Below are 21,393 nucleotides of genomic sequence, written 5' to 3' on the forward strand. Positions count from 1 at the left end.
CCGGATTGAGGAACACATAAGATGAACGACATCATGATGGGCACCAGCCTGCCCTATGCAGAACGCAAGCGTCAGGGCGTGCGGGGGCGTATGCCCCACAAGGAGGAGTCCCTCTCCCAGCAGCGGCGCCGGATCTACCGATTGGTCAGCGCCATGCAGAGTCCGTTTGACCAGCATCTGCTGCTGCGTCAGCTGCAGGAGGACAATCCTGTTCTCTTCTACGATCTGGTGCGCCACCACCTGCCGGAGCTGCTGCCGATCATCTACACCCCGGTGGTGGGGGAGGCGTGCCAGCGCCACAGCGATCTCTATCTGCGCAGCCACGGGCTCTATCTCTCCTGGCATGACAGGGACGATCTCGACGATATTCTCGAGTCGGTGGAGCAGGAGGTGGATGTGATCGTCATCTCCGACGGCGAGCGGGTGCTGGGGCTTGGCGATCTCGGTATCGGCGGCATGGGGATCTGTATCGGCAAGCTGGCTCTCTACTCCGCCGCGGGTGGCATCAACCCGGCGCGTACTCTGCCGCTCTGCGTTGATGTGGGCACCAACAACCCCGAGCTGCTGGAGGATGACTCCTACCTTGGCTGGCAATCCCCGCGCATCGACGGCGAGAGCTACTACCACTTCATGGACAAGGTGGTGGCCGCCATTCGCAAGCGCTGGCCGCAGGTGGTGCTGCAGTTTGAAGACTTTGCCGGCAAGCACGCCGCCAACCTGCTGACCCGTTATCGCGACGAACTCTGCATGTTCAACGACGATATTCAGGGCACGGCGGCAGTGGCTTCTGCCTGCGTGTTGGCTGGGTTGCAACAGGCGGGGACCGCCCTCAGTGATGTCCCGGTGCTGATCGTCGGGGCGGGCTCTGCCGGTTGCGGCATTGCCGCCATGTTGGCCCAGTTGGCGGGGAGTCACGACGGCGTCTGGCTGTTTGATCAGGACGGGGTGGTCTGCGCCGATCGTCCCAACTTGACTCGCGCTCAACAGCCGTTTGCCCGTGCCGTGGAGGAGGGGAGCAGTTCGCTGCTGGAGACCATCCGTCAGGTGCGCCCGGCGGTGCTGATCGGGGTGAGCGGTCAGGGCGGCCTCTTTACTGGCGAGGTGTTGCAGGCGATGGGGGAGGTGTGCGATCAGCCGGTGATCCTGCCACTCTCCAACCCGACCCGCAGCGCCGAGGCTACCCCCGAGCAGGTATGGGCTGCCACAGATGGCCGCGCCCTGCTGGCCACCGGCAGCCCCTTTGCGCCGGTGACGTTGGCGGGGGAGCGGCGGGTGGTCTCCCAGTGCAACAACGTCTATGTCTTTCCGGGGATTGGTCTCGGAGCCTGCGCCGTCAAGGCGCGCCGCATCAGCGATGGCATGTTGCTGGCCGCGGTGCGGGCGGTCGGTGCCTATCCGCTGGTGGCGGGCCGGCTGCTGCCCCCGATTGAACAGGTGGGAGAGGTGGCCCGCGCCGTCGCCAGAGCGGTGGCGCTCTGCGCCCGCGAGGAAGGATTGGCCGATTTTGTCGGCGATCCGGCACCTTTGATTGACCAGACCTGGTGGCATCCGCACTATTGGGCAGCGTCCTGACGTTTTAAGGTATGTGCATGAAACTTCGCCACCAGTTGGTCACCCTCTCTCTCGGGCTCTCCCTGCTGCTGATCCTCATTCTGGGTAGCCTGCTGGCTCTCTTTATCCGCCATCTGCTGGAGAGCAATCTGCAGGATAAGGGGAGCGATCTGGCACGGGTCATGGCGGCGGACACCCGGGTGGTCGAGGCTCTGCGTCAGGGGAGTGATCCTACCCTGCGCGACTATGTGGAGGCGGTCTGCAACCGCACCGATGCCACCTATATGGTGGTGACCGATGAGCATGGTCGCCGCCTCAGCCACCCCAACCCCGAGCTGGTGGGGGAGAAGTTTCGCGGCGAGGATATCTGGCCCGCGCTGCAGGAGCGGCGCAGCTACTGCTCCAAGGATCGGGGTACCATGGGGCCGGCGATCCGCTGCTTTTCCCCGGTGGTAGGCGGAGACGGGCGCGTCATGGGGGCCGTGGTGGTGGGCTACCTGATGCAGCAGGTGGAGGGCATCTATATGGAGCGGGTGGCCCTGCTCATCAGCGCCATCGTTGCAGTGCTGGGGTGCGGCCTGCTGTTGGCACTCTGGGTGCAATACCTGCTGCGCAAGACCCTGCTCGATCTGGAGCCGGAGGCAATCGTGCGCCGCTTCACCCTGCAGGATCTGGTGCTTGAGCACATCACCGAAGGGGTCATCGCCCTCGATGGCCGCGGCAACATCAACATGATCAACAGCACCGCCAGCTATCAGCTGCGGCTGCCGGTCACCGGGCGCCACGCCCTGCAGGGGCAGTCGCTGGCGGAGCTGGTGCCGCCCCTCGCCCCCTGTCTGGAGCAGGAGGGGGGCGAGGTGAGCTTCACCATTCAGGGGGAGTCCTTCGTCGGCCGCTGGCAGGCGGTGCAGGGCAAGGCGCCGGGGCGGCTGCTGATTTTCAGCCGTCCGGAGGTGGCCGCCAGTCTGGGGGTGCAGGTGACCCACCTGCGCCAGTATGCCGAGATGCTGCGGATGCAGAGCCACGAGTTCGCCAACAAGCTGAGCAGCCTCTCCGGCCTGTTGCAGCTGGGCCATGTGGATCAGGCGGTGGAGCTGATCCAGCAGGAGAACGAAGCGTGCCAGACCATGCTGCAGGAGCTGCTGCGGCTGATCGACAACAAGCCGGTGGCGGGGCTTATTCTCGGCAAGTTCAGCCGGGCCCGCGAGCTGGGGGTGACCCTGGAACTCGATCCCGATTCGGCGCTGGCGGAGTATCCGGCCTCGGTCTCGGCCGATCTCATTACCCTCATTGGCAACCTGCTGGACAACGGCCTGCAGGCGGCCTGGCGCAATCGCCAGCAGCGGCCGCCGCGGGTGCTGCTCTCTCTGTGCGATGTGGGGCGGCGACTGGTGATCGAGGTGGAGGATAGCGGCGAGGGGGTCGACGAGGAGTTGGCCGATCATCTGTTCGATTACGGGGTGAGTCGTCAGAGCGGCGATCACGGGGTGGGTCTGTTCCTGGTCAAGGAGACCGTGGGTCGGCACGAGGGTGTGATAGAATGGCGGCGAACCGCCGAGCAGACCACCCTGTTTGGTATCTACTTGAATAAAAACCAATTAATGTGAGCCATGGACCCAATAATCACGCTTGTTATTGAAGATGACGATCGGATCGGTGCCATCTTGTCAGAACTGGTGGCGGCGACACCCGGTTTCTCCCTGCTGGGGCGGGCTGGCACCCTGGCCCAGGCCGATGCCATGATGGCCGGTGTGGTGCCCCAACTGCTGCTGGTGGATGTCTCCCTGCCCGATGGCTCCGGCCTTGAGTGGGTGAGCCGCCTGCGCAGTCACAACCGCGAAGCCTATGTCATCATGGTGACTGCCTCGCGGGATGTGGAGACCATCCAGCAGGCCCTCAATCTGGGGGTTCATGACTACGTCATCAAACCATTGCGGCTGTTTCGTATTCAGCAGAGTCTGGACGAGATCCTGCAACTGCACAGCCGTCTGTGCGAGCGGGGTCGGCTGGAGCAGGAAGATCTCGACAAGCTGCTGGGCAAGGGGGGGCGCTCCCAGATTAAGGAGATGCGCGTCACCCCCAAGGGGATCGACAGCATCACCCTGCGTCAGGTGCTGGACCTGCTGGCGGGTGAGCCGGAGAGCGTCTTCTCCACCGACACGGTGGCGCTGCGACTCTCCCTCAGCCGCACCACGGCGCGCCGCTATCTGGAGTATCTGGAGTCGGAAGACCGGGTTGATGTGGATCTCAACTATGGTCAGCGGGGGCGGCCGGAGCGGCGCTACCGCTGGCGCCGGGCGGGGTGAAGTCGGTTCACCGTCGCCAGAACACGATAGAAATGAACAAGGGAGCCAGCGGCTCCCTTGTTGTTTTTTGCATGTTGCCCGTCAGGCCGCATTGCGTTCCGGCAGTGGGACACGCTTTTTCAGCTGGGAGATCATCACGCCCCCCAGAATAAGGCCGCCCCCCAGCAGGTGGTAGCCATGGATCGGTTCACCCAGGCCGACGACGGCTATCAGCGCCGTACAGAGCGGCATCAGGTTCATAAAGACCGAGGTGCGCTCTGCCCCCATACAGGCGAGGCCGCGCATCCAGCAGTAAGCCGCCAGCAGAGAGGAGGCGAGCCCGGCGAAGAGCACCAGTCCCCACCCTTCTGCCGGCACCGCCATCGAGTCGGCACTGAGAGCGAGCGGCACCAGCAGCAGTACCGCCAGCAGGATCTGCATGTAGAGGTTGAGCCAGGGGCCAAACGGCAGGTGCCAGCGGCGGATCAAGAGGCCGTAAAGGGCGTAGCTGGCGGAGCCCAGCAACATCATGCCATCCCCCGGGTTGATGCCGTTATGGAGCAGGGCGAGCGGTTCGCCCTTGCCAAGCAGCCAGAGCACCCCGAACAGGGAGAGACTCATGCCGAGCAGTGCCTGTTTGCCGGGACGCTGGCCGAAGAAGAGCGCCCCTTGCAGCAGAGTGAGCAGCGGAATCAGGGAGCCGATCACCCCCATATTGGTAGCCGAGGTGCTGTGGGCGGCGTAATAGGCCAGACACTGGTAGAGCACCATACCGAGGGCCGCCAGCACCAGCAGCTTGCCGAGCCAGGGGCGAACCTCACTGCGTCGCAGCCAGAGGGTGGGCAGACAGAAGGGGGTCAGCGCCAGGGCGGCAATCACCCAGCGATAGAAGGAGATAGCCGCGGGGTCGAGCACGCTGGCGGCCGCCTTGGATACCACGGTATTGGTAGCCCAGATCAGCACCGCCATCAGCGGAAAGAGAAGAGGGGAAAAGATTCGCATCAGAGGCTCCTTATTAACAGGGGGCCAAGTCTACCCTTGTCTTTATATTATCAAGTAGCGTAAAACAGACAGATGACCCAGCAGAAAAGACAACTCTTTCTGATGTACCTTATTCCGGCCCACACGGGCTGCGTCAGCCCGCAACTGATAGCTGCTTTTGGCCTGTGCCGGAGACCGAGCCAACAGGGCGTTGCATCACGCCTGCTCCTCTCTCTCGCTGACAAGGGGCGCTGATGGCCACTCACCAGTTTCAGCCGATAGATGTCGTTCTGCCCGCTCCGAATCCGCTCTATTTCAGTTACCAGCAGATGCTGGCCGACAGCGCGACCGTGCTGCACTCCCACCCCTGGGGCCAGCTCAACATGATCAGTCTGGGGATCATGGAGATAGAGCTGGGGGATCAGCGACTGGTGGCCCCTGCCGACTACCTTATCTGGGTACCGGCGGATCTCGACCACACCTCCTACAACGAGCAGACCCTCGACTACACCTCCATCTACGTCAGCCACGAGCTGGCGGCCAAGCTGCCGCCAGAGCCCAGATTGCTGCTGCTAACCCCACTTATTCGCGCCCTGCTGAGCGACTTTTGCGAACGGCGGGTGAGCCATATGGCGGATGAGTGGGATCAGCGCCAGGCCGAGTTGCTGGTGGAGCGGCTGGCGCGCACCCGTTGTCAGGAGAGCTACCTGCCGATGAGTCAGGACAAGCTGCTGGCTCCCATGCTGGCGGCGTTGCACAGCGATCCTGCCGATCCCCGTACTCTGGCCCAGTGGGCCGGACAACTGCACACCACAGAGCGCACCCTGGCGCGGCGCTGCCTGCGGGAGCTGGGGATGAGCTTCGGTCAGTGGCGGGCGCGGCTGCGGTTGCTCAAGGCACTGGCCTGGCTCAAGGGCGACATGCCCATTCAGGAGATCAGCTGGCGGCTCGGTTACGGCTCCACCTCGGCCTTTATCGCCATGTTCAACCGGGAGCTGGGCTGCTCCCCCCAGCGTTATCGCCTACAGTCAGCCCGATAACAAATTGCCGGACATGTCATCTGATGAAGCAAAACAAGGAGGGCGCCCGCAGGCGCCCTTTCTGATGACATCTGCTTGCGCTAGAAGAAGCCGAGCGGGTTGATGTCGTGACTTACCAGCAGGTTCTTGGTGTTCTGGTAGTGGTCCAGCATCATCTTGTGGGTCTCACGGCCGATCCCCGACTTTTTGTAACCGCCAAAGGCGGCGTGTGCCGGGTAGGCGTGGTAGCAGTTGACCCAGACCCGGCCAGCCTGAATGCCACGCCCCATGCGCCAGGCCAGATTGCTGTCGCGGGTCCACAGGCCTGCCCCCAACCCGTACTGGGTGTCGTTGGCAATGGCCAGAGCATCGGCCTCGTCCTTGAAGGTGGTGACCCCGAGCGCCGGCCCGAAGATCTCCTCCTGGAACACCCGCATCTTGTTCTGGCCGGAGAAGATGGTGGGCTGGATGTAGAATCCCCCCTCCAGCCCGCTCACCTTGGCTGGGCCGCCGCCGATCAGCATCTTGGCCCCTTCGCCGCGGCCGATCTCCATGTAGCCCAGGATCTTGTCGAACTGCTCGCGAGACGCCTGCGCACCCACCTGAGTGGCGGTATCGAGGGGGTTGCCCTGCACTATGGTGCGGGCACGGGCCAGCACTCGGTCCATGAAGTCGTCATAGATGCTGGCTTGCACTAGCGCGCGGGAGGGGCAGGTACACACTTCCCCCTGGTTGAAGAAGGTCATCAGCATCCCTTCTACCGCCTTATCGATGTAGCTGCTCTCGTGCTGCATCACGTCGGCGAAGTAGATATTGGGGGACTTGCCGCCCAGCTCCACGGTGGAGGGGATCAGCTTGTCGGCGGCGCAGCGCAGGATATGGGCGCCCACTTCGGTCGAACCGGTAAAGGCCAGTTTCTGGATCCGGTTGCTGGTGGCCAGCGCCTGACCTGCCTCGGCGCCGAAGCCGTTGACCACGTTGACTACGCCGGGGGGCAGGATGTCCTTGATGAGATCCATCATCAGCATGATGGTGACCGGGGTCTGCTCGGCGGGCTTGAGCACGCTGCAGCAACCGGCCGCCAGCACAGGGGCCAGCTTCCAGGCGGCCATCAGCAGCGGGAAGTTCCACGGGATGATCTGGCCGACCACGCCGATGGGCTCCTTGAAGTGGTAGCTGACGGTGTTCTGATCCAGCTCGGCGGCCGAGCCCTCCTGAGCGCGAATGCAGCCAGCGAAGTAGCGGAAGTGATCCACCACCAGCGGCAGGTCGGCGGCCAGGGTTTCACGCACCGCCTTGCCGTTCTCCCAGGTTTCGGCGATGGCGAGCCGTTCGATGTTCTGCTCGATGCGATCGGCGATGCGCAGCAGCAGGTTGCTGCGCTCGGTGACGCTGGTTTTGCTCCAGCTGGTGAACGCCTTGTGGGCGGCATCCAGCGCCAGCTCGATATCGGCGGCGTCGGAGCGGGCGACCTCGCAGAATACTTTGCCATCCACCGGCGAGATGTTTTCAAAGTAGCGGCCGGCGCGAGGAGCCACCCACTCACCACCGATGAAGTTGTCGTAACGGGACTTGAAGCTGACCAGGGCACCTGCCTGACCGGGAGCGGTATAAATCATCTCATCATCCTTTATGTGTGTGATCCTGACCGGACTGGCTGACAGACCGGTTGCCAGCTGATATCGCAAGGGGCGTGCCAAAGGGTCTGACCAGCAGACAAAAGGTTACAAAAACGTTATCAAATGGGGTGTGGCAGCGTATCTTGGTTAACCAATGACGACGGCTATTGCGATAAAACTGTACCGTTTCTGGACAGTGGCCGAGACAGTCGTGCTGTTTGTGAACAGGAGGCGTGATGAGTGAGTCACTTCAACCCGGTCCCGGTCCGATCCAGCGTTCCTGGCAGCGTTGCCTGCATCAGGGGCTGAGCCGCCAGCAGAGCGCCGATCTTGACTTGCTGCCCCATGGGGAGCTGTCGGCCCGTCAGGAGCAGCACAGGGCGCTTATCGCCTGCTTCCAGCGCTTTGTGCTGCCGCTGTTTGCCCAGTTGCTGGCGGGTCGCCCCTGTCGCCTGTTGTTGTGTGACGCTGAGGGGGCCATTCTGGCCGCCAGCGGTGATGAGGGGTTCGCCCGCCATGCCGAGCGTATCTTTTTGCGCAGTGGCGCCCGCTGGGGTGAGGCGAGCAAGGGCACCAATGCCATCGGTACCGCGCTGGCCGAGCAGAGTGAAGTGCAGGTGCTCGGCAATCAGCACTTCTTCGCCCAGCACAGCTTTCTCAGTTGTAGCGCTTGCCCGTTGCTCGGGCCGGATGGGCAATTGCTGGGGGTGCTCGATATCTCCACCGATGCGGCCCATCACGATGGCGACATGCTGGGCACGGTGCGGCTGTTGGCCATGACCCTCGAAAACGCGCTGTTGGCACGCCAGCCGGGCTGGCTGGTGGATCTCGATCCCCAGAGCCTCTGGTCCGCTCGCCTGTTGCTGGGAGAGGAGGGGGAACTGCTCGGCGCCAACCGGGCAGGCCGACTCTGGCTCGGCCAGCACCCTTTCGATGGCAGACAACTGCTGCGCGAGGGGCGTGGCTTACGGCTGGTGCCAGAAGCGGACGAGACCTTTTCCCGCGCCGTCCTGCCTGGTCACTCAAGCCCGATGCCACATCCGCAGCAGGTGCCGCTCAAGATGCTGGAGCGCGGCATTTCGCTGCTTATCGAGGGGGAGACCGGCAGCGGCAAGGAGCATCTGGTGCGGGCCCTGCACCGAGCGTCGAGTCGGCGGGATGAGCCACTGGTGTGCGTCAACTGTGGCGCGTTACCAGCAGATCTGGTGGAAGCCGAGCTGTTTGGCTATGTGGGCGGGGCCTTCAGCGGTGCCCGCAGCCAGGGTAGTCAGGGTTATCTGCGTGCAGCCCATGGCGGCATGCTGATGCTCGATGAAATTGGCGAACTGCCGCTGCAGGCTCAAACCCGACTGCTGCGGGTATTGCAGGAGCGCAGCGTGACGCCGGTTGGCAGTCACAAGCCGGAGGCGGTGGATTTCTGGTTGGTCAGTGCCAGCCACCGGGATCTGGCGGCCATGGTGCAGAGTGGCGCATTTCGCGAAGACCTCTATTACCGGATCTGCGGCTGGCGCCAGCAGCTGATGCCGCTGCGCCGTTGGCCTGCCGCTGAGCGTCTTGAGCTGATCCAGCGACTGTTGGCGGAGATGGACCCGACCCTGCGTCTGACCCGCGATGCGGAGCAACAGCTGCTGGCCCATCCGCTGCCCGGCAACGTGCGCCAGCTCAAGCAAGCACTGGAAGTGGCCTGTGTGCTGGCAGAGGGGTTGGGTTGGATAGAACCCGCCCACCTGCATCTGCCCAGTGTGGCCACAGAGCCCGGCGCCTTGCCGATGGGGGAGGCGACCAGCTTGCGTGAACAAACCCGGCGGCAGGTGCAGCAAACGCTGGCGGCATGCGGCGGCAACGTCAGCGAGGCCGCGCGCCAGCTGGGGATCAGCCGCACCACCCTCTACCGGGCGCTGCGTGAGGCGCCCTGAGTTTTCGATTCCTCTCACCGGTCGTTTTCAAGACGCACATGACGGCTGGAGCCCTGCCCATCCAGCCGCTATGATGCGCCCTTGCCGGGGCATTGCGTCCGTTGACTCATCCGTTGAGGATTTTCTGCCATGTCACAACACATAGGGGCGCTGACCCTGCTGGTGGCTGATTACGATCAGGCCATTCGCTTTTTTACCGAGGGACTTGGCTTTGTGCTCCTGGAGGACACTCGGCTCGATGAACCGGGCAAACCGGGCAAGCGCTGGGTGCGGGTTGCCCCCAAAGGCGCCTCCGGTTCTGCACTGCTGCTGGCACAAGCGGCCAATGCGCAGCAGCAGGCCGCCATCGGCCAGCAGGGCGGTGGCCGGGTATTTCTGTTCCTCGAGACCACTGATTTCTGGGGGGATTACCAGCGCATGCAGGCGTACGGTGTGCATTTTTGTGAACAGCCTCGCGATGAACCATATGGCACTGTGGTGGTGTTTGAGGATATCAGCGGCAACCGGTGGGACTTGTTGCAACGTACTGCTGCCAACTGAATCTGAAAACGTTTATCATCCCGCCTGTCATAAAGTCATAAAAGTGTCACAGAAAATTCTAATAATTGGCGCACCCATCTTCACAGAGGAGAGAGAAGGGAATGGCTAAGCGAATTCTGGTGGTCGAGGACGAAGCACCGATCCGCGAAATGCTCTGCTTCGTGTTGGAGCAGAAGGGATATGAGACGATTGAAGCGGAAGATTACGCCGATGGACTGGCGAAGGTGCGCGAACCCTACCCCGAACTCATCGTGCTCGACTGGATGATGCCGGGCGGCAGTGGCATCCAGTTTATCAAGCAGCTCAAGCAGGATGAGGTGACGCGCCAGATCCCGGTGGTGATGCTCACCGCTCGCGGTGAAGAGGAGGACAAGGTGCGTGGTCTGGAGGCCGGTGCCGACGACTACATTACCAAGCCGTTCTCGCCCAAGGAGCTGACCGCTCGCCTCCATGCTGTGATGCGCCGCGTGTCGCCCACCTCGGTAGACGAGGTGATCGAGGTGCAGGGGCTGAAACTCGATCCTGTCTCCCACCGGGTCAGTGCCGAAGAGAAGGCGCTCGACATGGGGCCGACCGAGTTCAAGCTGCTTCACTTCTTCATGACTCACCCCGAGCGGGTCTACAGCCGTGAACAGCTGCTCAATAATGTCTGGGGTACCAATGTGTACGTCGAGGACAGAACCGTGGATGTGCATATTCGTCGCCTGCGCAAGGCGATTGAAGAGACAGGGCACGACAGATTGATCCAGACGGTGCGTGGAGCCGGATACCGCTTCTCAACCCGTCTCTAGAGGCAGTTATGTTGCAACCTTACGCCTGGCGGCGACAGTTGTGGCGAATGGCGTTTTTTTACGCCCCCTTCGCATTGGTTGGCTGGTTGATTGATCATCTTGCCCTCTGCCTGTTGGTGGCGGCCGTGTTGCATCTGGGCTGGCACTATCGCTTCCAGAAGCGGCTCTCTGACTGGCTGTGGCATGACCGCAGCCTGGTGCCCCCCAGCGGCAATGGCAGCTGGGAGTACATCTTCAACGGTATCTACAAGCTGCAGCAGCGTCACCGTGCCCGTCGCCGCGAGCTGGCGGGGCTGATCCGCCGCTTCCGGGAGGGGGCCGAGGCGCTGCCCGATGCCGCCGTGGTGTTTCGCACCGATGGCAGCATCCTCTGGTGCAACCGGCTGGCGGAGCAACTGCTCGGTTTTCGCTGGCCGGAGGATGCTGGCCAGCATATCGGCAACCTCATTCGCAATCCGGCCTTTAACGCCTATCTGGGTAAGGGAGCGTATGACGAGCCCCTCGAGATGCACTCCCCGGTCAACGAGGAGAAGTTTCTCGAGTTTCGCATCATGCCCTACGCCTCGGATCAGGCGATGCTGGTGGTGCGGGATGTCACCCGCTTGCGCAGTCTCGAGAAGACCCGCAAGCACTTCGTTTCCAACGTCTCCCACGAGCTGCGTACTCCGCTGACCGTGCTCAAGGGCTATCTGGAGATGACCGAGGAGCCGCCCCCGCCCGCCATGTGGGCCAAGGCGCATCGGGTGATGATGGAGCAGACCATCCGGATGGATAATCTGGTCAATCAGCTGCTCACCCTCTCCCGTATCGAGGCGGCTCCGACCGTGGATCTCTCCCATCTGGTGGACATGCCTGCCATGCTGGGGCTGCTGGAACAGGAGGCGCGGGCGCTCTCGGGGGAGCGGGCCCACCAGATCGAATTTGTGGTGCAGCCCAATCTGCTGGTGCGCGGGGATCAGGAGCAGCTGCGCAGTGCCGTCTCCAACCTGGTCTATAACGCCATCCACTACACCCCGGCGGGGCGAAAAATTACCGTGGAGTGGCGCAAGCAGGGGGCGATGGCGCTGTTTGCCGTGAGCGATGAAGGGGAGGGGATTGCCCCCGAGCATCTGGCGCGGCTCACCGAGCGGTTCTATCGGGTCGACAAGGCCCGCTCGCGCCACACCGGCGGCTCAGGCTTGGGCCTTGCCATCGTCAAGCATGCCCTTAGTCATCATGACTGCCAGCTCGATATCGAGAGCCGGGTCGGCCTTGGCAGCCGCTTCAGCTTTCTCATCCCGAGCCGTATGGTGGTGATTAAATAGTCTTTTATGGCAATGGGTTAGCTGCAAAAAGAGGGCCTTTGAACGGGCCCTCTTTTCATTTGTTCAAATCTGTCGCCATGTCATTAAAGTGTCACATTAAATCCATAAATTTGTCACTGCCAGGTCAGATACTGGCGCCGTCTTAAGAACGGACCTTCTGTAACTTTGGAGAGATTGGATGAAACTCAACAAACTGGCTGGTGTAATCGGATTCACCGCAGCAACCCTGTTTTCTGTCAGCGCCCTGGCTGCCGGTGTGGATAAAGACCTGCCGGATTACACACCGACCAGCGGCATTTCGGGCAACCTGTCCTCTGTCGGCTCTGACACCCTGGCCAACATGATGACCCTGTGGGCCGAAGAATTTAAGCGTTTGTACCCCAACGTCAACGTGCAGATCCAGGCCGCCGGTTCTTCTACCGCCCCGACTGCCCTGACCGAAGGTGTTGCCCAGTTCGGTCCGATGAGCCGTGCCATGAAGGCTGGTGAAGAGGAAGCATTCGAGAAGCGTTACGGTTACAAGCCGACTGCCATCCGCGTTGCAGTCGATGCCCTGGCGGTGTTCGTCAACAAGGACAACCCCATCAAGGGGCTGACCATGCCGCAGATCGACGCCATCTTCTCCAGCACCCTCAAGTGCGGCGAAGCCAAAGCTGCCACCAAGTGGTCTGATCTGGGTCTGGATGGCAACTGGTCCAGCAAGGATCTGCAACTGTTCGGTCGCAACTCCGTATCCGGTACCTACGGTTACTTCAAGGAGCACGCCCTGTGTAACGGCGACTTCAAGAGCGGCGTGAACGAGCAGCCGGGTTCTGCCTCCGTGGTGCAGTCTGTCTCTGCCTCCCTGAACGGCATCGGCTACTCCGGTATCGGTTATGTCACCTCCGGCGTGCGTGCAGTACCGCTCTCCAAAGATGGCAAGACCTTCATCGAAGCGACCTCCGATAACGCCATCACCGGCAAGTATCCGCTGTCACGCTTCCTGTACGTTTACGTGAACAAGCATCCGAACAAGCCGCTCTCCCCGATGGAGCAAGAGTTCGTCAAGATGATGCTCTCCAAAGCAGGCCAGAACATCGTTGCCAAAGATGGCTACGTGCCGGTGCCAGCCAAGGTGGTACAGGCTGACCTGAAAAAGCTGGGTATCATGTAACTGCCCGCAGTCAGCATGCCCTGATAAAACGAGCCCCAAGCGGGCTCGTTTTGTTTTTGTCGGCTGTCAGTTTTGTTAATAGAGCAGGATGGATATTTTTCCGCCAGCCGGGGGCTGGCTCCCTTGCGCAGCAGGGCGGCATTTCCGAGAATAGGGCAACGTTATGGCAAAGGATCCCTTCATGATTGCGTCCCTCACCAAGTTTGGCCTGGTAGCCCTCTGTAGTTCCCTGCTGGTCGCCTGCGCCCAGTCGCCGACCGGCCGCAGCCAGATGCTGCTCTACTCTCCCCAGCAGATGAACCAGCTGGGCGCCGACTCCTTCGAGCAGATGAAAAAGCAGGAGAAAGTGAGCAAGGATGCCAAACTCAACGCCTATGTCTCCTGTGTCGCCAAGGCGGTGACCGCCCAGGTGCCGGCCAGCTATGGCATCACCAACTGGGAAGTGGTGGTGTTTGACTCCAAACAGGTCAACGCCTTCGCCCTGCCCGGCGGCAAGATCGGGGTCTACAGCGGCCTGCTCAAGGTGGCCAAGAATCAGGATCAGCTGGCGACCGTCATCGGTCACGAGTTGACTCACGTACTGGCCCAGCACTCCAACGAGCGACTCTCGCGTAGCCAGCTGGCGGGGATCGGTCTGGCGGCCGCCGACATTGCCATGGGCACCAGCGAGTATCGCGGCGCCACCATGGCCGCCCTTGGCCTCGGGGTCGAGGTGGGGGTGATGTTGCCCTACGGCCGTACTCAGGAGAGCGAAGCGGATCGGCTGGGGCTTGAGCTGATGGCGCGCGCCGGGTTCAATCCGGCCGAGGCAATCCCCCTGTGGCAAAACATGAGTGCCGCCGCCGGTGGCAACACGCCGCCGCAACTGCTCTCCACCCACCCGAGCAACGAGAACCGGATCGCCGAGTTGCAGGCGCAACAGGCGCAAGTGCTGCCGCTCTATGAGCAGGCCCGCGCCAACGGTCTGGTGCCCCAATGCAAGGCATAAGCCTGCGCATGGCGCGCAGCGACGATGCCGCCGCCATGACGGTGATGCAGCGAGCCAGCTGGCTCGCTGCCTATGGCCAGGTGCTCGGTGCCGACCTGCTGGAGCAGCTGGACGTCACCGCCCATCTGCAGATTTGGCAGAGCCGTTTGGCCGAGCCGGGCCCAAGGCCCATGCTGCTTTGTCTCGATGAGGTGGTGATTGGCCTGCTCTACTGGCAACCACAGCAGGAAGCGGGACAGAGTCATGCCCTGATCCGCGCTTTTTACCTCCATCCCGACCACTGGCGACAAGGTTATGGTAAACGGCTGTGGCAGGCGGTGGCGATGCAGATGCGCCGCGCCGGTTGCCATAGCGTCAAATTGTGGCTGCTCGATGGCAACCACATCGGCGAGGGGTTCTACCTGCGCCGTGGCTTCGTTTTTGATGGCGAGGAGCGCACCCTGATAAGCCTCGGGCAGCCCTGCCTGCAGCGACAAATGAGCCGTTTGCTCTGATCACTCTCCCGTTTTTCGCCTTCGGTCACTTTATTTTTTTTGCGAATTAATACAATGTCCCCCTTGAAACAGAGTTGGATAAACACGGGCTGACAAGGGAGTGCTGGCATGTATTACGGCTTTGATATCGGTGGCACCAAGATCGCCTTTGCGGTCTATGACGGTGCATTGAACCTCTGCCACGAGGAGCGCATGAGCACCCCGGGCAACGATTACGAGGGGTTGCAGCAGCTGATCCGCTCCCGGGTCGAGCAGGCGGATGCCCGCTTCGGCGCACGGGGCTCGGTCGGTATCGGTTTTCCCGGTGTCATCAACAGCCAAGATCACAGCATAGTGGCGGCCAATCTGCCCTCCATCAATGGTCGCCATCTGGGCGCAGATCTGGCCGAACTGCTGGAGCGGCCGGTCAAAGTGGATAACGACGCCAACTGCTTCCTCTGGTCCGAAGTGCATCAAGGGGCAGCCGACGGCGCCGGCAGTGCGCTCGGCGTCACCATCGGCACCGGCATCGGCGGCGCTGTTTATCTGGCGGGCAAGCTTATTCAAGGGCGCAACTGGCTGGCGGGCGAGATTGGTCACTACCCCTTGCCCGCGACCATGCTGATGAAGTACCCCGAGTTGCCCCGTCCCCGTTGCGGTTGTGGCCGTCTGGTCTGTTTTGAAACCTATGCCTCCGGCACCGGTCTGGAGCGTCTCTATCACCATTTCCATGGCCAGCGCGCCACGGGTCACCAGATTGTGGGACGCTTCGAGGCCCATGAACCCCATGCGGTCGAGACGGTCGACTGCTGGCTGGAGATCATGGCCGCCGGGCTTGCCACCGCCATTTCGGTGATTGATCCCGAAGTGGTGGTGTTGGGGGGCGGCCTGAGCGGCCTGCCCGCCCTCTATGAACAGCTGCCGCTGCGTCTGCCCGGTCACTTGCTGCCCGGGGTCGCCCTGCCCGAGATCCGCCAGGCCCGCTTCGGCGGTGCCGGTGGTGTGCGCGGCGCAGCCTTGCTCAATCTATGAGATCAGATGTGGGGTCTGATCTCCCCGAAAAAGGAGTCCTCATGACCCGTCTTGAAATCTGTATCGACAACCTGGAATCCCTCTTCACCGCCCAGCAATCCGGGGCGGATCGCATCGAGCTCTGCTCTGCGCTGGGTCTGGGCGGCCTGACCCCCTCCTACGGTTTTATGCAGCAGGCGGCCCGCCATGCCACAGTGCCGGTTTATGCCATGATCCGCCCGCGCGCCGGGGATTTTTGTTTCAACGACGGCGAGTTCGAGATGATGCTGCAAGATATCGCGGCGGCCCGCTCTGCCGGTCTGCAAGGGGTTGTGGTCGGTTTGCTGGATGAGGAGGGGCGGGTGCCTGCCGCCAAGCTCAAACAGCTGGTGGATGCAGCAGGCCCGTTGGGGGTTACCTTCCATCGCGCCATCGACCTCTCCTCCGACTGGCGCCTCGATCTGGAGACCATAGTCGCGGCCGGTTGCGAGCGCATTCTGAGCTCGGGCCATGCGCCGACCGCGTTGGCTGGGTTGGAAACCCTGCAAGAAATGCAGCAGGCGCTGGCGGGGCGTGCCAGCCTTATGCCGGGGGCCGGGGTCAATGCCGACAATGTGCGTACCATCATCGAGTTCACCGGAGTGAGCGAAGTGCATATGTCCGGCATGGGCTGGCGCGGTGGCATGGTGCCGCACGGAGTGAATATGGGCACTTCGGATGATGGTCGGGTCAATATCACCGATGGCGCCAAGGTGGCTGCGGTCAGAGTCTTGCTGGATCGCGGTTAAGCAGATCGCCGCCGTTGGGCGGCGTTCATCCGCATCTTGTGTGAAGTTCCTCCCACTGACGGGGAAATCAGGGGCGCCCCCGGCAGCACCCCGGCCAAAAGTCTGATATTATCCCGCCTCTTTACTACATGGATCTGGAGCAACATCTCAATGTCCCAATACGACTCTATCGAACAGAAGGCCAGCTATGGCATCGGCCGCAACATGGGTGATCAGCTGGCGCAGCAAGCCTTCGCCGGTCTGGATATCCCGGCCCTGCAACAAGGTCTGGCAGATGCCCTGAATGGTCTGGAGTTCGCGGTCAGCCGTGACGATATCAATGATGCCTTCCAGGTGATCACTGCGCGTATGCAAGAAGAGCAGGAAGCCGCCGCCAAGGCCGCTGCTGCTGACGGCGAAGCCTTCCTGGCTGATAACGCCAAGCGCGCTGAAGTGAAGGTGACCGACTCCGGTCTGCAGTACGAAGTGCTGGTAGAAGGCAACGGTGCCGTTCCGGTAGCCGGTCAGTCCGTGCGTGTGCACTACCACGGAACCTTTACCCACGGTGGCGTATTCGACAGCTCCGTCGCTCGCGGCCAGCCGGCTGAATTCCCGGTGACCGGCGTGATCGCTGGCTGGGTTGAAGCGCTGCAGCTGATGCCGGTTGGTTCCAAGTGGAAGCTCTACATCCCCCACGATCTGGCCTACGGTGCCCGTGGCGCGGGCTCCATCCCGCCTTACTCTGCACTGGTATTTGAAGTCGAGCTGCTGGACATCCTGTGATCCTGCTGGCTTGATGCAAACGGCGACCCTCGGGTCGCCGTTTGTTTTTGGGCTATGTGATAGACAGCATTTGTCGCGACCAGCGGGCTGGAGAGCAGAAAAGGGCGGCACTTTTGCGCTTTTTACTGGTTTTTTCAGAAACGGGAACAGGCATACTGCGACTCATTAGAGAGGATAAGGAGAACCCGATGAGCAAGAAGATGAAGAAAGTAGCGGGGCTTGCTCTGTTGCTGCTGAGCATTCCGGCCAGTGCTGATGCCATGCGCTGCAAGAACGCCTTGATAACCGAGGGAGACACCACCGCCGAGATGCTGCTCAAGTGCGGTGAGCCGATGTTGCGTGAAGAGCTCAACCGCAACGAGGAGAACCAGTTTGGCAACATGGTGCAGGTCAAATATGGTGAACGCTGGACCTACAACTTCGGCAAGAACGAGTTCATGCGCTTCGTGACGGTGCGCAACGGCATCATTACCGATATCGAAAACGGCCCGCGCGGCCAGTAGCCGGCGGGCAAAGCATGGATGCACAACAGACAGTAGGGCAAGACCCTTTGACTCACATGTCCGGCAAGGGGTCGCGGTGACCAAGTTGTCTGACAGCCAGATTGATCTGGCGAGCCAGTCTTAGCCGCTGGCGGCAGGTCAGGCCATGGAGGCTGATCCTGCCCGCGTTGAATTCAAATGTCCCCAGCGACTCGATGGCAAAATAGCCTCGATGAAAGCTCTTGATGTAGCGAGCGATCTGCCGTGGGGATAACTGCTTGAATACCTTCATCACACGGTTCCCTGATTCCCTGGACAGGGCACACTATGGTGTCGGTCGATGACACTGATATGACGGTTTATAAAGATTTGCGTGAATCCTTACTCTGGCTGCGGGCATCATAAAAAGGGCCGTTCCGGCCGAAAAAGTAGTGCCATGACAACGAGCTGCACCGATATACTGTGGGCTTGAATGGAACAAACGAAAGGGCCTGTGCGTGGAATGGGTTGATGTGGTGGACGAGAATAACCGGGTGATTGGCGTGGCCGAGCGAGCCGAGGTGCGGCGGGAGAATCTCTGCCATCGTGCCAGCTATATTCTGGTGCTCGACGACGCGGATCGGATCCTGGTGCAGCGACGCACCCTCAGCAAGGATTTCTGCCCCGGCATGCTGGATGCCTGCGCCGGTGGCGTGGTCACCACCGGTGAGGAGATGGAGCGCTCCGCCCGGCGCGAGCTGGCCGAAGAGCTGGGGATTATGGATGTTCCACTGCAGGGCTTTGGCAGCTTTTATGCAGAAGGGGAAGGCTACCGGGTCTGGGGTGGCCTCTTCAGTTGCCGTTATCAGGGGCCGCTGCAGTTGCAGGCCGAAGAGGTGAGCGCGGTGCACTGGATGAGCCTGGCCGAGATTGCCGAGCGTGCCAGCGAATTTACCCCCGACTCCCTGCTGGCCATCGCCACCTGGCAGGCGAGACGCTAACGTCTCTCTTTAGATATTTTCTTTTCCAGTTCAGAGACAAGACGGGCAGCCTGATGGCTGCCCGTCTGCCTTTGTGCATTTACTTGGTCTGCTACACCAGCTTGAGGCGTTGGTTGGTGCGCCCGCAAGCGCTCGGTTTGGCGAGCCAGTGCCCTTGCCAGTCGGTGGCCAGACGCAGCAATGGATATTCCAGATCGAGCCGGGTCACCACCAGCTGGCCCGTTTCATCTCCACTCACGGGATTGCCGCTGGCGGGATCGATGATCTCGACGATGCAGCTCTCGTTGACGATAAAGCCCTGACCGGGCTGACTCTCGTAGGCCACCACCCCCACATCCTGCCACACAAGACAGTTGAGGGCCGCAATGCCGTGAATGGCGCGCAGCGGCGCGGTTTCAGGATGAGTGGCTTCGCACAATAGGGCGCGGCGCAGCGAGTCGCTCGGGATCTCCGCTGCCTCGGCCGCTTCCAGCAGGTCGAGCAGGGTCACCAGCGGGCCGACGTAGCCGGTGGGTTGATAGCGCAGCAGCGCCTCCAGCTGGCGCTGGGTATCGTGGGGCCCGCAGGGCACCACGGGAGCCCCCAGCTGGCGGGCGCCGTTATCGAAAATAAAGGCGGTGGGGCCAGCATGATAGTCATGGCCGTTGAGCATCACTTCCCCCGCCTTGAAGCCGGCGGCAAACAGCGCCCGGGCGGCGCCCCACCAGTCTGCCCCGGCATATTCGGGGATGGCCAGCTGGCCCGGACAGGAGAATACCCGCAGCGCCTGACTGGCCGGACGGCCGGTGAGACCGGCAAAGGGGGGGTGAGCTTGCTGAGCGGCAAAGAGCTCTTTGCTGTCGAGCAGTGGCAGGGTGGCCAGCTCTGCCAGATCCTCGAGGCGGCACTGGCGATAGGCGCTGGAGTAACCGGCGCAATATTGACTGACATGGGTAAGCTGATGATTGAGCTGGTCCAGTTGCTGCTGTTCGCGCATGGCGGGGGGACGAATTTCCAGACCATCGTAATAGTGTTGCATGGGGCCTCCTGGCGCCGTGAAACCAGCTCAAGAGTAGTCTGCCCAAGGGGAAAATGCCTGCCGCTATCCATGGTCAGGATCAGAGCCGCTGTTAGGCGGCATCGTCACTCTGGGATAAACTGGCGACTTCCCATCACGACTCAGGACGAGAAATCATGATTGCTGTAGGACACCCCCTGCCTGCGGGCGAATTTACCTTTATCACCGCCGAGGGCAAGCAGCTGCGGGATAGCCAGACGCTGTTCGCCGGTAAAAAAGTGGTGCTGTTTGCGGTACCCGGCGCCTTTACTCCCACCTGCTCCAATGCTCATCTGCCCGGTTATGTGGTGCTGGCCGAGCAGTTTATGGCCAAAGGGGTGGATGCCATCTGTTGCCTGTCGGTCAACGATGCTTTCGTGATGCGGGCCTGGCAGACGGCCCAGAATGCAGAGGCGATCACCATGCTGGCGGATGGCGATGGCAGCTGGACCCGGGCGCTGGGCCTGGCCAAGGATACCGGCGCCTTTGGCGGCATCCGCGCCCAGCGCTTTGCGTTGATCGCCAACGATGGTGTTGTAGAGCAGCTGTTTGTGGAGGCGCCGGGCAAGTTTGAGGTCTCCGATGCCGCGAGCCTGCTGGCTGCACTGTGAAATGTTAATCACGGTTTGATTTCCCCTTGAAATGGGAGGTGGCACAGCTACACTGGCGCCATTTTCCCATGGTGCCTGCCCGTTTGGGCTGGCGCTTCGTTGCAGATAACAAGAGATGAAGATCCTATGACCCTGGCTTTTGTTGCCCTGATTGCCGGACTGGCGCTGCTGGTCTGGAGTGCAGACAAGTTTGTCGATGGCGCTGCCGCCACCGCCCGTTATGCGGGGATGCCGCCGCTGCTGATCGGCATGGTGATCATCGGTTTTGGTACCTCGGCCCCGGAAATGGTGGTCTCGGCACTGGCGGCGTCACAGGGCAATCCCGGGTTGGCGCTTGGCAATGCCTATGGCTCCAACATCACCAATATCGCGCTGATCCTGGGTCTGACGGCACTGATCAGCCCTATCGCGGTGGCCTCTCAGGTTGTGCGCAAGGAGATCCCGATCCTGCTCGGTATTACCCTGCTCTCCGGCGCCCTGCTGATCGATGGTCATCTGGGCCGGATGGATGCGGTCATTCTGGGGGCCGTCTTCGTTGCCCTGATGGGCTGGTCCATCTGGGCTGGCATGAATGGCAAGGGAGATGCGCTGGATACCGAGACCGCCGAGGATATCGAGAGCGAGGGGATGTCCCTCAAGAGCGCTATCTTCTGGCTGGTGGTCGGGCTGGTGCTGCTGATCGGTGCTTCCCGTCTGCTGGTCTGGGGGGCGGTGACCATCGCTCAGGCACTTGGTATCAGCGATCTGGTGATTGGTCTCACCATAGTCGCGGTAGGGACCTCTCTGCCGGAGCTGGCCTCTTCGCTTATCGCCATTCGCAAGAACGAGCATGATCTGGCCCTTGGCAACGTGCTCGGCTCCAACCTGTTCAACACCCTGGCGGTGGTGGGGATTGCGGCGGGCATCCACCCGCTCGATGTGGCGCCGGAGGTGCTCACCCGTGACTGGAGCATCATGATGGGGCTGACCCTGCTGCTGCTGGTGATGTGTCTGGGCCGCAAGGGGCAGGGCCGCATCAACCGGTTGGAGGGGGGCGTGCTGCTGACCTGCTTCGTCGCCTACACTGGCTGGCTGCTGACCAGTCAGTTTATTTGATTGGGGTT

Annotated in this window: 22 protein-coding genes; 18 read left to right on the forward strand and 4 right to left on the reverse strand. The window is 61.8% G+C overall.

The genetic code is table 11. The annotated features are described in order from the left end of the window. The first annotated feature begins 21 nt into the window (after positions 1-21). From ACB035_RS14700 to ACB035_RS14710, 3 genes are read left to right on the forward strand one after another with little or no spacing between them, the layout of a single operon-like run. Positions 22-1,572 (forward strand): NAD-dependent malic enzyme, encoded by a 1,551-nt coding sequence (locus ACB035_RS14700; RefSeq protein ID WP_371167555.1) that lies wholly within the window; start codon positions 22-24, stop codon positions 1,570-1,572. Between the two features lie 17 nt (positions 1,573-1,589). Continuing rightward, a complete protein-coding gene (locus tag ACB035_RS14705) occupies positions 1,590-3,158 on the forward strand; it encodes an ATP-binding protein (protein WP_371167556.1) in 1,569 nt (522 codons plus the stop codon). Positions 3,159-3,161: 3 nt separating this feature from the next. Beyond that, on the forward strand, positions 3,162-3,857 hold the full coding sequence (locus ACB035_RS14710; protein WP_075115718.1) for a response regulator: 696 nt from the start codon (positions 3,162-3,164) through the stop codon (positions 3,855-3,857). Between the two features lie 81 nt (positions 3,858-3,938). Here ACB035_RS14710 and ACB035_RS14715 read toward each other — a convergent pair whose 3' ends face one another. Then, a complete protein-coding gene (locus ACB035_RS14715; protein WP_371167557.1) occupies positions 3,939-4,838 on the reverse strand; it encodes a DMT family transporter in 900 nt (299 codons plus the stop codon). A 233-nt stretch (positions 4,839-5,071) separates the two neighbouring features. On the opposite strand from ACB035_RS14715, the gene ACB035_RS14720 reads away from it, so the two are divergent. Continuing rightward, a complete protein-coding gene (locus tag ACB035_RS14720; RefSeq protein WP_371167558.1) occupies positions 5,072-5,857 on the forward strand; it encodes a helix-turn-helix transcriptional regulator in 786 nt (261 codons plus the stop codon). 80 nt (positions 5,858-5,937) lie between these two features. On the opposite strand, the gene ACB035_RS14725 is transcribed toward ACB035_RS14720, so the two are convergent. After that, on the reverse strand, positions 5,938-7,455 hold the full coding sequence (locus ACB035_RS14725; protein ID WP_042079825.1) for an aldehyde dehydrogenase family protein: 1,518 nt from the start codon (positions 7,453-7,455) through the stop codon (positions 5,938-5,940). Between the two features lie 236 nt (positions 7,456-7,691). Here ACB035_RS14725 and ACB035_RS14730 point away from each other — a divergent pair, with 236 nt between their 5' ends. From ACB035_RS14730 to ACB035_RS14780, 11 genes are all read left to right on the forward strand, one after another. Continuing rightward, positions 7,692-9,371: a sigma-54-dependent Fis family transcriptional regulator gene (locus ACB035_RS14730; protein WP_371167559.1), complete on the forward strand. Its 1,680-nt coding sequence runs from the start codon at positions 7,692-7,694 to the stop codon at positions 9,369-9,371. 129 nt (positions 9,372-9,500) lie between these two features. After that, complete coding sequence (locus tag ACB035_RS14735) at positions 9,501-9,911, forward strand: VOC family protein (protein WP_113738931.1); 411 nt, start codon at positions 9,501-9,503, stop codon at positions 9,909-9,911. Positions 9,912-10,012: 101 nt separating this feature from the next. Then, positions 10,013-10,702 carry a phosphate regulon transcriptional regulator PhoB gene (gene phoB / locus ACB035_RS14740; RefSeq protein ID WP_005338414.1) on the forward strand — a complete coding sequence of 230 codons (690 nt, stop codon included), beginning with the start codon at positions 10,013-10,015 and terminating at the stop codon, positions 10,700-10,702. 8 nt (positions 10,703-10,710) lie between these two features. Next, on the forward strand, positions 10,711-12,006 hold the full coding sequence (gene phoR / locus ACB035_RS14745) for a phosphate regulon sensor histidine kinase PhoR (protein ID WP_021229135.1): 1,296 nt from the start codon (positions 10,711-10,713) through the stop codon (positions 12,004-12,006). A gap of 178 nt (positions 12,007-12,184) precedes the next feature. Continuing rightward, on the forward strand, positions 12,185-13,159 hold the full coding sequence (locus tag ACB035_RS14750) for a PstS family phosphate ABC transporter substrate-binding protein (protein WP_005338411.1): 975 nt from the start codon (positions 12,185-12,187) through the stop codon (positions 13,157-13,159). 181 nt (positions 13,160-13,340) lie between these two features. Next, positions 13,341-14,147, forward strand: coding sequence for a M48 family metallopeptidase (locus tag ACB035_RS14755; protein WP_005358873.1), 807 nt, complete (start codon positions 13,341-13,343; stop codon positions 14,145-14,147). Further along, entirely contained in the window at positions 14,135-14,641 is a 507-nt protein-coding gene (locus ACB035_RS14760; RefSeq protein ID WP_005338408.1) for a GNAT family N-acetyltransferase, read from the forward strand. The genes ACB035_RS14755 and ACB035_RS14760 overlap by 13 nt, the downstream gene beginning before the upstream one ends. A 108-nt stretch (positions 14,642-14,749) precedes the next feature. Then, positions 14,750-15,652 (forward strand): ROK family protein, encoded by a 903-nt coding sequence (locus tag ACB035_RS14765; RefSeq protein WP_005343908.1) that lies wholly within the window; start codon positions 14,750-14,752, stop codon positions 15,650-15,652. A gap of 41 nt (positions 15,653-15,693) precedes the next feature. Beyond that, positions 15,694-16,419 (forward strand): copper homeostasis protein CutC, encoded by a 726-nt coding sequence (locus tag ACB035_RS14770; protein ID WP_371167560.1) that lies wholly within the window; start codon positions 15,694-15,696, stop codon positions 16,417-16,419. Between the two features lie 150 nt (positions 16,420-16,569). Then, on the forward strand, positions 16,570-17,181 hold the full coding sequence (locus ACB035_RS14775) for an FKBP-type peptidyl-prolyl cis-trans isomerase (RefSeq protein ID WP_005338405.1): 612 nt from the start codon (positions 16,570-16,572) through the stop codon (positions 17,179-17,181). 188 nt (positions 17,182-17,369) lie between these two features. Next, positions 17,370-17,684: a DUF2845 domain-containing protein gene (locus tag ACB035_RS14780; RefSeq protein ID WP_005338404.1), complete on the forward strand. Its 315-nt coding sequence runs from the start codon at positions 17,370-17,372 to the stop codon at positions 17,682-17,684. A gap of 52 nt (positions 17,685-17,736) precedes the next feature. Here ACB035_RS14780 and ACB035_RS14785 read toward each other — a convergent pair whose 3' ends face one another. Next, positions 17,737-17,955 (reverse strand): DUF1107 family protein, encoded by a 219-nt coding sequence (locus ACB035_RS14785; protein WP_005338403.1) that lies wholly within the window; start codon positions 17,953-17,955, stop codon positions 17,737-17,739. 205 nt (positions 17,956-18,160) lie between these two features. Between ACB035_RS14785 and yfcD the strand changes: the two genes are divergently transcribed. Next, positions 18,161-18,643 (forward strand): NUDIX hydrolase YfcD, encoded by a 483-nt coding sequence (gene yfcD / locus ACB035_RS14790; protein ID WP_149153370.1) that lies wholly within the window; start codon positions 18,161-18,163, stop codon positions 18,641-18,643. Between the two features lie 91 nt (positions 18,644-18,734). Here the strand turns inward: yfcD and ACB035_RS14795 are convergent, their stop codons facing one another. After that, positions 18,735-19,661, reverse strand: coding sequence for a phenylacetate--CoA ligase family protein (locus tag ACB035_RS14795; RefSeq protein WP_040066706.1), 927 nt, complete (start codon positions 19,659-19,661; stop codon positions 18,735-18,737). A 155-nt stretch (positions 19,662-19,816) separates the two neighbouring features. Here ACB035_RS14795 and ACB035_RS14800 point away from each other — a divergent pair, with 155 nt between their 5' ends. Then, positions 19,817-20,290, forward strand: coding sequence for a peroxiredoxin (locus tag ACB035_RS14800; protein ID WP_236325368.1), 474 nt, complete (start codon positions 19,817-19,819; stop codon positions 20,288-20,290). 126 nt (positions 20,291-20,416) lie between these two features. Continuing rightward, the gene (locus ACB035_RS14805; protein WP_005343920.1) at positions 20,417-21,385 is read left to right on the forward strand and encodes a calcium/sodium antiporter; all 969 of its coding nucleotides are present in this window, start codon (positions 20,417-20,419) and stop codon (positions 21,383-21,385) included. The last annotated feature ends 8 nt before the right edge of the window (positions 21,386-21,393 follow it).

The organism is Aeromonas sp. S12(2024) (assembly GCF_041402305.1).
Lineage (GTDB): Bacteria > Pseudomonadota > Gammaproteobacteria > Enterobacterales > Aeromonadaceae > Aeromonas > Aeromonas veronii.